Below are 12792 nucleotides of genomic sequence, written 5' to 3' on the forward strand. Positions count from 1 at the left end.
CGCTCAACCGGCTAAACGCGCCAGTAAGGAACAGCCTGATGAGGAAACCGCACTGATGCGCGCCTCACGCCCTTGTGCCTGGTAATCTAAGTGAATTTCGACATCCGGGTCAGGCAGCACACCCGCACCTTGTTGCGGCCACTCCACCAGGCAGATGGCGTCGTTGGCAAAGTAATCGCGGATCCCCATAAATTCCAGCTCCTCAGGATCCGCAAGACGATATAAATCAAAGTGGTACACCATGATATTTTCAAGCGTGTACGGTTCTACCAGCGTATAGGTCGGGCTTTTTACGTTCCCGTTATGGCCTAACGCCTGCAAAAAGCCACGGCTGAAGGTTGTTTTACCCGCGCCTAAATCACCATACAGATAAATGACGGTCGCCCCCTGACAGGCCTGCGCCACGCGCTTGCCGAGATCTAAAGTGGCTTGTTCATCAGGTAAAGGAATCGCTCGATTAGTCATTTTCTACGTCAATCACATCCGGGTTAACAACACGCCGCAGCGTGCAAAAAAGATCGGTGGCCAGCATTCCGCGCGTTCCGTAACGAGCAGCCAGCCTGTCAGCCGCCGCACCGTGGGCCACGCAGCCCGCACAGGCTGCATCATAAAGGGGAAGTTTCTGTCCGAGCAATGCGCCAATGATGCCAGAGAGCACATCGCCCATGCCGCCGCTCGCCATGCCTGCATTACCGGCATCAACGATGCCCATCGCATCATCGCTGGCGATAACGGTCCCCGCCCCTTTCAAAACGGCAACACCTCCGTAACGTTTTACCAGACGTTGGGCTGAAAGTAAGCGATCGCTTTCAATTTCTGCCACGCTACAGTTAAGCAGCCGTGCGGCTTCGCCGGGGTGCGGCGTCAGAATGCGATTGTGACGCTTATCCGGGTTTATTGCCAGAAGGTTAAGCGCGTCGGCATCCCAGAGCATCGGTTTACGAAAATTCTCGGCCTTTTGCAGGGCCTGTTTGCCCCACTCCTGCTGACCCAGGCCCGGACCAATGACCACCACGTCCGCCCACTCAAGACCCTCTTCAATCGCCTGCGGGGTAAGCTCGTGGACCATCAGCTCCGGCCGCGCGGTAATAATGGGCGGAATGTTTTCGCTGCGGGTCAGCACGCGTATTAATCCGGCGCCGCTGCGCAACGCGGCCTCTCCGGTCATACGAATCGCACCTGCCGTACCGCGATCGCCGCCGATAATCAGCAGTCGGCCATGGTCGCCCTTATGGGAGGTGGGACGGCGCGGCGGCAGCCACTGTGCAAGCAGGGAGTCATCAAAGCGGGTGATGTGGGTATCCTGTCCGGCCAGCCAGTTTTCCAGCCCCAGGGCGTTGTGGTGTAACGTGCCCACGACATCCCGCGCTTTACCGGTAAGCAAACCCGGCTTCAGGGCGATAAAGGTCACGGTGTGCGCCGCCTCAATCGACACGCCCGGCGTCGCGCCGGTTTGCGCCATCAGGCCGGAGGGAATATCCAGCGCTACCACCGGGGCGGGGTGCGCATTAGCGCGCGTAATCAGCGCGGCGACGTCATCGCGAGGCGCGCGCATCAGTCCCGTCCCCAGCAGCCCATCAACAATCACGTCGACATCCTCGGGCCAGACAATATCAGGCGCATGAATAATGCCCCCCGCATTCAGCCAGGCCTCTCTCGCCATGCCCGCTTCTTCCGGTAACGGCTTGTCGCTCTCCAGCGCCAGCAGGGTGACGCGCAGCCCCGCCGCAACCGCAAGACGAGCCACCACATAGCCATCGCCACCGTTATTGCCGTGTCCGCACAGGATCAGATAGTGCGAGGCATCCGGATAAGCCGTGCGCGCCACGTTAAACGCCGCCTCGCCCGCGCGCTGCATCAGTTCGTAAAGGGTAATGCCCAGGCTATCTGCGGCCTCTTTCTCGGCCCGACGGAGGTCATCCGCATGCCAGATGGAATGTGGTATACTTGCGGGGTTTTTCTTCACAGTATGGTCCATCATGTCACAGCCCCTCGATCTCAATGAATTAGCGCAAAAAATAAAACAGTGGGGTGCTGAACTGGGCTTCCAGAAGGTCGGTATTACTGATACCGACCTCTCTGCCAGCGAGCCTAAGCTCCAGGCATGGCTGGATAAACAATACCACGGCGAGATGGAGTGGATGGCGCGTCACGGTATGATGCGTGCCCGCCCCCACGAGCTGTTGCCGGGTACGCTGCGCGTTATTAGCGTACGCATGAACTATCTGCCTGCTAACGCGGCCTTTGCGCGCACGCTAAAAAATCCTTCGCTGGGTTACGTCAGCCGATACGCGCTGGGGCGTGATTACCATAAACTTCTGCGCAACCGTCTAAAAAAGCTCGGGGAAACCATTCAGCAGCACTGTGTTTCGCTGAATTTTAGACCCTTTGTCGATTCTGCGCCTATTCTTGAGCGCCCGATCGCCGAAAAAGCCGGGCTCGGCTGGACAGGTAAGCACTCACTTATCTTAAGCCGCGACGCGGGCTCATTCTTTTTCCTGGGTGAACTGCTGATTGATTTACCCCTGCCGGTAGACGGTCCGGTGGAAGAAGGCTGTGGTCGCTGTGTGGCCTGTATGACCATCTGCCCGACGGGCGCTATTGTCGAACCGTATACCGTTGATGCGCGCCGCTGTATCTCTTATCTCACTATCGAGCTGGAAGGCGCCATTCCAGAGGAGTTTCGTCCGCTTATCGGCAACCGCATCTACGGCTGTGATGACTGCCAGCTGATTTGTCCGTGGAACCGTTATTCACAGTTGACGGATGAAGAAGACTTCAGTTCGCGCAAGGCGTTACATGCCCCGCAGTTGATCGAACTGTTCGCCTGGAGCGAAGCCTGGTTCCTGAAGGTGACGGAAGGTTCCGCCATACGTCGTATCGGCCACCTGCGCTGGCTGCGTAATGTGGCCGTTGCGCTGGGGAATGCCCCGTGGGATGAAGCAAATCTTCAGGCGCTCGAAAGCCGTCGAGGTGAGCACCCACTTCTTGATGAGCACATAGAATGGGCGATTGCGCAGCAAATTGAGAAGCGAAATGCCGGCGTGGTTGAAGTGCAGTTACCGAAGAAACAGCGCCTAGTCAGGGTGATTGAAAAAGGGCTGCCGCGGGATGTGTGATATATTCACAGGCTGTGAATAAAAATAAGAATTCAGGCGCCATCAGCTCTGGCAAACAGGTCAAGTGATCTCAATAACATTTTGAAATCAAATTTTCTTTATAAATTACAGTGAATTACGCAGATATTATTCACCCTGCTAACATTTCGTACAGACTGGTTTTATCACGGTTTCTGTGGATAACTCTGTTCACAAGAGTATTTCAGACATAATAGAAAACGTCCCCAACGAAGCACTTCGCTGTGGATAATCTGGAGATGAAGAAGAATTTGGAGCGGGAAACGAGACTCGAACTCGCGACCCCGACCTTGGCAAGGTCGTGCTCTACCAACTGAGCTATTCCCGCTTGGGTGTTCTGGTGCTATGCGTATCTTGCGATACTTTCAAATTTTGGAGCGGGAAACGAGACTCGAACTCGCGACCCCGACCTTGGCAAGGTCGTGCTCTACCAACTGAGCTATTCCCGCTTGGGTGTTCTGGTGCTGGCGTATCTTGCGATACTTTTCAAATTTTGGAGCGGGAAACGAGACTCGAACTCGCGACCCCGACCTTGGCAAGGTCGTGCTCTACCAACTGAGCTATTCCCGCAAATCTGTACTGCTTTTGTTGCTGTCGTAACGTGTAATTCTCTGTCGTTACGGGAGGCGCATTATACGAGAAATCCGTTTAGCTGCAACCCCCCTCAAAGCGATTTTTTTGAAATTCAGTTCAAGTGCTTATTTAATCGGCAAGCTGAACAATTTAGCGACAAAAACCCGGCCACGCAAGGCGCCGGATCGCAAAATCAGAGCTTAATAAAGTTTTCGCGATAGTACGCCAGCTCCGCAACAGACTCACGGATGTCGTCCATCGCCTGGTGCGTCCCCTGCTTTGTAAAGCCGTCGAGAATTTCCGGTTTCCAGCGGCGGGCCAGCTCTTTCAGGGTGCTCACATCCAGATAGCGGTAGTGGAAGTAGGACTCCAGCTCCGGCATGTACTTAAACAGGAAACGACGATCCTGACCAATGCTGTTGCCACAGATAGGCGATTTTCCTGCCGGCACCCACTGCTTCAGAAATTCAAGCGTCGCCAGCTCCGCTTCGCGGTCGCCCAGGGAGCTGGCCTTCACGCGTTCTACCAGCCCGCTGCCGGTATGAGTACGCACGTTCCACTCATCCATCAGCGCAAGCTGGTCATCGGACTGGTGCACGGCAATCGTTGGGCCTTCCGCCAGAATATTGAGATTGGCATCGGTGACCAGTGTGGCGATCTCAATAATGCGATCGCGCTCGGGATCCAGGCCGGTCATCTCCAGATCGATCCAAATCAGGTTGTTTTCGTCCGCGCTCATGTTATTTTCCACCCTTCTCGCATAACCGGCAGTAGCAGGTTAACTAGTATTAATTAGAGTGTATCATAGAGGTTTTGCCCGCTACGGGCGACCAGGAGCCAGCGCGATTGAGTAAAAATAAACTCTCCAAAGGGCAGCAGCGCCGCGTGAATGCAAATCACCAGCGCCGTCTTAAAACCACTACGGAGAAGCCCGATTACGATGACAACCTGTTTGGCGAAGCGACAGAAGGCGTTGTGATTAGCCGCTTCGGCATGCACGCCGATGTCGAATCCGCCGACGGGGATATCCACCGTTGCAATATCCGTCGCACCATCCGTTCCCTGGTGACCGGTGACCGCGTGGTCTGGCGTCCAGGCAAAGAGGCGGCGGAAGGGGTAACGGTTAAAGGTATCGTTGAAGCCGTGCATGAACGCACGTCGGTTCTGACCCGTCCGGATTTCTACGACGGCGTGAAGCCTATTGCCGCCAACATCAACCAGATAGTGATCGTTTCAGCGATTTTGCCTGAGCTTTCGCTCAATATTATTGACCGTTATCTGGTGGCCTGCGAAACGCTACAGGTTGAGCCGCTCATCGTGCTGAATAAAATCGATCTGCTGGATGACGAGGCCATGGCCTTTGTAAATGAGCAGATGGATATTTACCGCAACATTGGCTATCGCGTGTTGATGGTTTCCAGCCGCACCAAAGATGGCCTGAAGCCGTTAGAAGATGCGCTGACCGACCGCATCAGCATCTTTGCGGGGCAGTCCGGCGTAGGTAAATCGAGCCTGCTTAACAACCTGCTCGGCCTTCAGCAGGAGATCCTGACCAACGATGTGTCTGACGTCTCGGGCCTGGGCCAGCACACCACCACTGCCTCACGTCTCTATCACTTCCCGCACGGTGGCGATGTGATTGACTCCCCGGGCGTGCGTGAGTTTGGTCTCTGGCACCTCGAGCCGGAACAAATCTTTAACGGATTTGTCGAATTCCATGACTATTTAGGCGCTTGCAAATACCGCGACTGTAAACATGACAACGATCCGGGCTGCGCTATCCGCGAAGCGGTAGAGAACGGAGAAATTGCGGAAACCCGTTTCGAAAATTACCACCGTATTCTCGAAAGCATGGACCAGGTAAAAACGCGTAAAAACTTTTCTGATTCTGATAACTGACAACTAAGCTAAGCGTCGCTAAAATCGTCCCCTTTTTTCAGGTTCCGGCAGCGTAATGCCGGATCAGGAACGACAAAACAATGGCCTGGAGGCTACCTTGTTAAACTCATTTAAACTTTCGCTTCAATACATTCTGCCGAAACTGTGGCTCACTCGCCTGGCGGGCTGGGGCGCGAGCAAACGAGCGGGCTGGCTGACCAAACTGGTCATCGACCTGTTCGTGAAATACTACAAGGTCGACATGAAAGAAGCGCAGAAGCCGGATACGGCAAGCTACCGCACCTTCAACGAATTTTTTGTGCGTCCGCTGCGCGACGAAGTGCGCCCGCTGAATACCGACCCGAACGTGCTGGTGATGCCAGCGGACGGCGTGATCAGCCAGCTGGGTAAAATTGAAGACGACAAAATTTTGCAGGCGAAAGGCCATAACTACAGCCTGGAAGCGCTGCTGGCCGGTAACTACATAATGGCCGATCTGTTCCGCAACGGGACTTTCGCGACCACCTATCTCTCCCCGCGCGACTACCACCGCGTGCATATGCCGTGTAATGGTATTCTGCGCGAGATGATCTACGTGCCGGGGGATCTGTTCTCTGTAAACCACCTGACGGCGCAAAACGTTCCTAACCTGTTTGCCCGTAACGAGCGCGTCATCTGCCTGTTTGATACTGAGTTTGGCCCAATGGCGCAGATTCTGGTGGGTGCTACCATTGTAGGCAGCATCGAAACCGTCTGGGCGGGCACCATTACGCCGCCGCGCGAAGGCGTGATCAAGCGCTGGACCTGGCCTGCCGGCGAAGAAGAAGGTTCTGTGGCCCTGCTGAAAGGTCAGGAAATGGGCCGCTTCAAGCTGGGCTCAACGGTCATCAACCTGTTCGCACCGGGCAAAGTTAACCTGGTCGACGAGCTGGAAAGCCTGTCCGTGACCAAACTCGGCCAGCCTCTGGCAGTATCGACGGAGGTCTTTGTGACGCCAGAGGTTGCGCCTGCCCCGTTGCCGGAAGAAGAGATCAAAGCCGAGCACGACGCCAGCCCGCTGGTTGACGACAAAAAAGACGAAGGCTAACAACAGAAGGATCGCTGACGTGCGCCCGATTATCGTATTACTGATGGCCTGGTGCCTCAGCATGGGGGCGTACGCAGCGACGGCCCCCGACGCCAAACAGATAACCCAGGAGCTGGAGCAGGCAAAAGCGGCGAAACCCGCTCAGCCGGAGACCGTTGAGTCGCTCCAGTCTGCACTGAACGCGCTTGAGGAACGAAAGGGTTCCCTTGAGCGCGCGCAACAGTACCAGCAGGTTATCGACAACTTCCCCAAACTCTCTCAGACCCTGCGCTCGCAGCTAAACAACCTGCGCGATGAACCACGCCAGGTCCCCGCGGGGATGACGTCCGAGGCGCTGAATCAGGAGATCCTGCAAGTCAGCAGCCAACTGCTGGAAAAAAGCCGTCTGGCGCAGCAGGAGCAGGAACGGGCGCGTGAAATTGCCGATTCCCTCAGCCAGCTTCCACAGCAGCAAACCGATGCCCGCCGTCAGTTAAATGAGGTGGAACGTCGCATCGGGACGCAGACAGGCAGCACACCGCAGAATCAGGCACAAAATCTTGGGTTGCAGGCGGAATCCGCCAGACTAAAAGCGCTGGTTGATGAACTGGAGCTGGCGCAGCTTTCCGCTAACAACCGCCAGGAGCTGTCGCGGATGCGTTCCGAGCTGGCGCAGAAGCAGAGCCAGCAGCTGGATGCATATCTCCAGGCGCTGAGAAATCAACTCAACAGCCAGCGTCAGCGTGAAGCTGAACGTGCGCTGGAAAGCACCGAGTTACTGGCCGAAAACAGTGCTAACCTGCCCGACAGCATCGTCGCCCAGTTTAAGGTTAACCGCGAGCTTTCTGCCGCGCTGAATCAGCAGGCGCAGCGCATGGATTTGGTGGCCTCGCAGCAGCGTCAGGCCACCAATCAAACCCTCCAGGTTCGTCAGGCGCTCAACACTCTGCGTGAACAGTCCCAGTGGCTTGGCTCGTCTAACCTGTTGGGCGAAGCGTTACGCGCGCAGGTGGCTCGTCTGCCAGAGATGCCAAAACCGCAGCAGCTTGATACGGAGATGGCGCAGCTACGCGTTCAGCGTCTTCATTATGAAGATCTCCTCAACAAGCAGCCGCAAATCCGCCAGATCCGTCAGGCTGACGGACAGCCGCTCACCGGCGAGCAAAGTCGTATTCTGGAAGCGCAGCTGCGCACCCAACGCGAACTGCTCAATTCCCTGTTGCAGGGAGGCGATACGCTGATCCTTGAGCTGACCAAGCTGAAAGTCTCGAATAGCCAGCTGGAGGATGCGCTGAAAGAGGTCAACGAAGCCACGCACCGTTACCTTTTCTGGACGTCCGACGTACGGCCGATGACCTTCGCCTGGCCGATTGAGATTGTGCAGGATCTGCGCCGCCTCATTTCATTGGACACCTTCAGCCAGCTGGGCCTCGCCAGCGTAATGATGATAACCAGCAAGGAGACCATCTTCCCGCTGCTGGGGGCGCTGATTCTGGTGGGCTTCAGTATTTATTCCCGTCGTCACTTTACCCGTTTCCTTGAGCGCTCCAGCGCCCGAGTGGGAAAAGTAACCCAGGATCACTTCTGGCTGACGTTGCGTACGGTGTTCTGGTCAATTCTGGTCGCGTCTCCACTGCCGGTGCTGTGGATGACGCTCGGATACGGCCTGCGTGAAGCCTGGCCCTACCCGCTTGCCGTCGCGATTGGCGATGGCGTGACCGCCACCGTTCCGCTGCTGTGGGTGGTGATGATTTGCGCCACGTTTGCGCGGCCAAATGGTCTGTTCATCGCTCACTTTGGCTGGCCGCGTAATCGCGTTGCGCGGGCGATGCGTTACTACCTGATGAGTATCGGGCTGATTGTGCCGCTGATTATGGCGTTGATCATGTTCGATAATCTCAATGACCGGGAGTTCTCCGGCTCGCTGGGACGGCTGTGCTTTATGCTGATCTGCGGGGCGTTAGCGGTAGTGACGCTCAGCCTGAAACGCGCCGGGATCCCGCTCTATCTCGACAAGACCGGCAGTGGCGATAACATGTTTAACCGTCTGCTGTGGAACCTGCTGCTCAGCGCGCCGCTGGCGGCGATGCTGGCGGCAGCGGTCGGTTATCTCGCCACGTCGCAGGCGCTGCTCGCCCGACTGGAAACGTCGGTGGCTATCTGGTTCCTGCTGCTGGTGGTCTACCATGTTATTCGCCGCGGCATGCTGATCCAGCGTCGTCGTCTGGCGTTTGACCGTGCCAAACACCGTCGCGCAGAAATTCTGGCCCAGCGCGCGCGGGGTGAAGAAGAGCCGAACCACGTCAACAGCACCGAAGGGACCACAGACGCCGATGACGTCGAACTGGATCTGGATGCGATCAGTACCCAGTCCCTGCGGCTGGTACGCTCAATTCTGATGCTGGTTGCCCTGCTGTCGGTGATCTTCCTGTGGTCGGAAATCCACTCCGCGTTTGGCTTCCTGGAGAACATCTCTTTATGGGATGTGACGTCCACGGTGCAGGGGGTCGAAAGTCTGGAGCCCATCACCTTAGGGGCCGTGCTGATTGCGATTCTGGTGCTGATCATCACCACGCAGCTGATCCGTAACTTCCCTGCCCTGCTGGAGCTGGCGCTGTTGCAGCATCTGGATTTAACCCCCGGCACAGGCTATGCGATCACCACCATCACCAAGTATTTAATCATGCTGTTTGGTGGGCTGGTTGGCTTCTCGATGATTGGTATCGAATGGTCAAAACTGCAATGGCTGGTTGCCGCCCTGACCGTAGGCCTGGGTTTTGGTTTACAGGAGATTTTTGCCAACTTCGTCTCTGGTCTGATCATTCTGTTTGAAAAGCCGATTCGAATTGGCGATACGGTGACCATCCGCGATCTCACCGGCAGCGTCACCAGGATCAACACCCGCGCCACCACCATCAGCGACTGGGACCGTAAAGAGATCATCGTCCCGAACAAGGCGTTTATCACCGAGCAGTTTATCAACTGGTCGCTGTCCGACTCCGTCACGCGTGTGGTGCTGACCGTACCCGCTCCGTCGGATGCCAACAGCGAAGAGGTGACGCAGATCCTCTATACGGCTGCTGAACGCTGTTCGCTGGTAATCGACAACCCGCCGCCGGAAGTGTTCCTGGTTGATTTGCAGCAGGGGATCCAGATTTTCGAGCTGCGTATCTACGCCGCCGAGATGGGACACCGTATGCCGCTGCGCCATGAGATCCACCAGTTGATTCTGGCTGGCTTCCGCGAGCACGGAATTGATATGCCGTTCCCACCGTTCCAGATGCGTCTGGAAACGCTGGACGGACGTAAGACGGGAAGAACGTTGACGTCAGCGGCGCGTACGCGCCCGGCGGGAAGTTTGTAATCCTTTCCCCCTCCCCGTCGGGAGGGGGTCAATCCTTTACGCCACTTCTGCTACACAGGCCGTCGAGCGACGACGGTAATGCTCATAAATCCCCATTGCCAGCAGCGAGAAGAAGATCGGTCCGCCAACCATCCACAGCGTGCTGTTCCAGTCATTTGCCTCAACCACGGGCTGAATGACGGTAAAGATGTTGGCGAACGCGACGACCAGCACCACAACAGTGGTCGCCAGCAGCGTCGCCGCGCGGGTTTTGAAGATCACAAACGGCCGCTCCAGATCCCGCTTCGCCTTAAAGAACGGGAACGCCAGGGTCAGGAACAGATACGGAAGCGTCATCGATACGTTCGCCATCAGGGTCAGCTTGTTATAGAACGCCGACGCGGTATCACCGCCGAAGGACACCAGCAGAATGAACACGCACACCAGCAGGCACTGCATCCACATCGCGTTGGCAGGCATACCGGCAGCGTTCAGCTGCGTCATACGTGCGGGCCACAGCGCCTTTGGCGTCCCCTGAATAATCGCTTTCAGCGGCGAGTAGATCAGCGTGAAGAATGCGCCAGTATAGGCGAGGAACATCGACAAGCCAGTAATCCGCGCAAACCAGATCCCCAGGGTGGCCGACGTTTCCGGCGCGAGATCCATGGCGTTGCCCAGCGTCACCCCCAGGCTTTTCATCAGCACGTAGGTAATATTGCCGAGGTTGGTGGTGTTATTACTTAACATCTGCTGCCAGTTAGTGCTGACGCCCCAGAGGAAAATCGCCAGTGAGTAGCCAATGGAAATGACGATGGCGGCAAAGATAATACCTTTGGCGAAGTTCTTTTCCGGATTTTCGGTTTTGTCGACCAGCCCGCCCACGGCTTCAATTCCACCGTAAGCAAAGATGGCAAACACCACAAAGGAGAGCATGGCCAGCCCGGACTGGTAACCCGGATTAGGCGATGAAACGAAGTTGACTTCCTGTGCGAAATGCCCGCCGTTCAGGCACAGAATAGCGATGCTGACCAGCAGCAGCACCAGGTTCAGGCACATCACGGAAATACCGCCAACGGCAGTGATACGGGCAATTTTGTTGATGCCTTTCGAGGCCACCAGGGTGACCACCACCATCCAGCACACTGCCAGAATACCGACCACCTGCGTGGAGCTCAGCCCCGCCAGAGACCAGACCTGCGTTTTATCCGCACCGAAGAGAAACGTTGAGAACGGCACCCAAACCTTGGCCGCCGTGCTGACCATCCAGACGACGTAGGATGAAAACCACATGAACGTACCGATAAACGCGTAACGCGGACCGACGCTGTTGTTCATCCACGAATAGATGCCGCCCTCTTCTTTCCTGTACGCCGAGCCCATCTCCGCCATCATCAGCGCAAACGGGATAAAGAAGAACAGAGCGGAAACGATATAAAACGGCGTCGCGCTGTAGCCCATCAGATAAAACGCGGACGGGCTATTGGCAAAGCCAAAGACTGACGTAAAAATCATCAGAATGAGCCCGGTAAGGGTCATTTTTTTGAGTGAGTGAGACATATAACCATCCGAAACGGAATTAAACTGCGCGGATGGTAGCAGATGACCAGACAAACAATGTGGCTATCCGAGTCAAATTAAGAAAAAGACCCGTATAGAGAGAAATGAGCAGTTTTTAATGTGGCAGAGTTAAATGACCGAGTAGGCCGGGTAAGCGCAGCGCCACCCGGCATTTTTTCAGGCGCGATCGACCGTAAAGGCAATCACATCGCCCAGGTGCTCGGCACCCAGCGCCAGCATGACCAGGCGATCCACACCCAGCGCCACGCCGGAGCAGTCCGGCAGACCGGCTTTAAGCGCTTCCAGCAGATGAGTATCAATCGGCTGCTGCGGCAGACCGCGCGCGTTGCGCTTGCGGTTATCCTGCTCGAAACGCTGCTGCTGTTCGCGCGCGTCGGTCAGCTCGTGGAAACCGTTCGCCAGCTCGATGCCTTTGAAATACACCTCAAAACGCTCCGCCACGCGGTGATCTTCGGTGCTGATCTGCGCCAGTGAGGCCTGGCTGGCCGGGAAGTGATAGACAAACGTCGGACGATCTTTGCCAATCTGCGGTTCAACACCAAAGGTGAACAGCAGTTGCAGCAGCGTGTCGCGATCCTCTTCGGTATCCGCCACGTTGCTCAGATCCAGTTTTGCCGCCACTTCACGCAGCTGTGTTTTATCAGCCGACAGCGGATCGATTTCCAGATGGCGCTGGAAGGCCTGCTGATAGGAGAGCGTTTCAGCTTCCGCGCAATCCAGCACCTGTTGCAGCAGATCGTCAACTTCGTTCATCAGACGATACATGTCGTAGTGCGGGCGGTACCACTCCAGCATGGTGAATTCCGGATTATGGTGTCGGCCCATCTCTTCATTACGGAAGCTACGGCACAGCTGATAGACCGGACCACACCCGGCCGCCAGCAGACGCTTCATATGGTATTCCGGGCTGGTCATCAGATACAGATTCATGCCCTGAGAGTGGCCTGGGCCAACAAAACGGGTTTCAAACGGGACCAGATGAATATCCGTGACCGTCGCCTGACTCATGCACGGCGTTTCCACCTCCAGGACGCCGCGATCCGCAAAGAAGCGGCGGATCTCCGCCATAATTGCTGCGCGCTTTAGCAGGTTTGGAATGGATGCGCTCGGCTGCCAGGTGGCCGTTTCGCTCATGAGTTATTTCTCCGTTTTCAGACAAGGGCACGAAGTCTACTCGTAAGCCGGGGCAGAGACAAATTTTGCACAGTAAAAGTCCT

Annotated in this window: 9 protein-coding genes and 3 tRNA genes; 4 read left to right on the plus strand and 8 right to left on the minus strand. The window is 56.2% G+C overall.

Translation table 11 applies throughout. The features are described from left to right. Nucleotides 1-3: 3 nt before the first annotated feature. Nucleotides 4-465 carry a tRNA (adenosine(37)-N6)-threonylcarbamoyltransferase complex ATPase subunit type 1 TsaE gene (gene tsaE, locus ACNQ0W_RS12260; RefSeq protein ID WP_003855970.1) on the minus strand — a complete coding sequence of 154 codons (462 nt, stop codon included), beginning with the start codon at nt 463-465 and terminating at the stop codon, nt 4-6. Then, nucleotides 458-1981 carry a bifunctional ADP-dependent NAD(P)H-hydrate dehydratase/NAD(P)H-hydrate epimerase gene (nnr, locus tag ACNQ0W_RS12265; protein ID WP_062932484.1) on the minus strand — a complete coding sequence of 508 codons (1524 nt, stop codon included), beginning with the start codon at nt 1979-1981 and terminating at the stop codon, nt 458-460. Before nnr ends, tsaE begins: the two co-directional genes overlap by 8 nt. On the opposite strand from nnr, the gene queG reads away from it, so the two are divergent. Continuing rightward, nucleotides 1980-3119, plus strand: coding sequence for a tRNA epoxyqueuosine(34) reductase QueG (gene queG, locus ACNQ0W_RS12270; RefSeq protein ID WP_116329939.1), 1140 nt, complete (start codon nt 1980-1982; stop codon nt 3117-3119). The genes nnr and queG overlap by 2 nt on opposite strands. A gap of 270 nt (nt 3120-3389) precedes the next feature. Here the strand turns inward: queG and ACNQ0W_RS12275 are convergent. The 4 genes from ACNQ0W_RS12275 to orn form a co-directional block, all read right to left on the minus strand. Continuing rightward, nucleotides 3390-3465: transfer RNA gene (locus tag ACNQ0W_RS12275), tRNA-Gly, on the minus strand. Nucleotides 3466-3510: 45 nt separating this feature from the next. Then, nucleotides 3511-3586 (minus strand) — tRNA-Gly (locus tag ACNQ0W_RS12280). A gap of 45 nt (nt 3587-3631) precedes the next feature. Next, nucleotides 3632-3707: transfer RNA gene (locus ACNQ0W_RS12285), tRNA-Gly, on the minus strand. 196 nt (nt 3708-3903) lie between these two features. After that, entirely contained in the window at nt 3904-4449 is a 546-nt protein-coding gene (gene orn, locus ACNQ0W_RS12290) for an oligoribonuclease (protein WP_015572462.1), read from the minus strand. A 107-nt stretch (nt 4450-4556) separates the two neighbouring features. Between orn and rsgA the strand changes: the two genes are divergently transcribed. From rsgA to mscM, 3 genes are all read left to right on the plus strand, one after another. Next, nucleotides 4557-5609, plus strand: a complete 1053-nt coding sequence (rsgA, locus tag ACNQ0W_RS12295; RefSeq protein ID WP_003855964.1) for a small ribosomal subunit biogenesis GTPase RsgA — start codon at nt 4557-4559, stop codon at nt 5607-5609. Nucleotides 5610-5706: 97 nt separating this feature from the next. Then, entirely contained in the window at nt 5707-6675 is a 969-nt protein-coding gene (gene asd, locus ACNQ0W_RS12300; RefSeq protein WP_026080660.1) for an archaetidylserine decarboxylase, read from the plus strand. Between the two features lie 19 nt (nt 6676-6694). Continuing rightward, the gene (mscM, locus tag ACNQ0W_RS12305) at nt 6695-10018 is read left to right on the plus strand and encodes a miniconductance mechanosensitive channel MscM (protein WP_017383961.1); all 3324 of its coding nucleotides are present in this window, start codon (nt 6695-6697) and stop codon (nt 10016-10018) included. Between the two features lie 36 nt (nt 10019-10054). Here the strand turns inward: mscM and yjeM are convergent, their stop codons facing one another. Next, the gene (gene yjeM / locus ACNQ0W_RS12310) at nt 10055-11554 is read right to left on the minus strand and encodes a glutamate/gamma-aminobutyrate family transporter YjeM (RefSeq protein ID WP_015572460.1); all 1500 of its coding nucleotides are present in this window, start codon (nt 11552-11554) and stop codon (nt 10055-10057) included. 177 nt (nt 11555-11731) lie between these two features. Beyond that, complete coding sequence (gene epmA, locus ACNQ0W_RS12315) at nt 11732-12709, minus strand: elongation factor P--(R)-beta-lysine ligase (protein WP_045328873.1); 978 nt, start codon at nt 12707-12709, stop codon at nt 11732-11734. Nucleotides 12710-12792: the final 83 nt, after the last annotated feature.

Source organism: Enterobacter cloacae complex sp. 6730903 (genome assembly GCF_048283985.1).
Classification (GTDB): Bacteria; Pseudomonadota; Gammaproteobacteria; order Enterobacterales; family Enterobacteriaceae; genus Enterobacter; species Enterobacter hormaechei_C.

Excerpts from the sequence above, each read along its gene's own strand:
- tsaE (WP_003855970.1), bottom strand. The coding sequence starts at position 465 with ATGACTAATCGAGCGATTCCTTTACCTGATGAACAAGCCACTTTAGAT.
- queG (WP_116329939.1), top strand. The coding sequence starts at position 1,980 with ATGTCACAGCCCCTCGATCTCAATGAATTAGCGCAAAAAATAAAACAG.
- nnr (WP_062932484.1), bottom strand. The coding sequence starts at position 1,981 with ATGATGGACCATACTGTGAAGAAAAACCCCGCAAGTATACCACATTCC.
- orn (WP_015572462.1), bottom strand. The coding sequence starts at position 4,449 with ATGAGCGCGGACGAAAACAACCTGATTTGGATCGATCTGGAGATGACC.
- yjeM (WP_015572460.1), bottom strand. The coding sequence starts at position 11,554 with ATGTCTCACTCACTCAAAAAAATGACCCTTACCGGGCTCATTCTGATG.
- epmA (WP_045328873.1), bottom strand. The coding sequence starts at position 12,709 with ATGAGCGAAACGGCCACCTGGCAGCCGAGCGCATCCATTCCAAACCTG.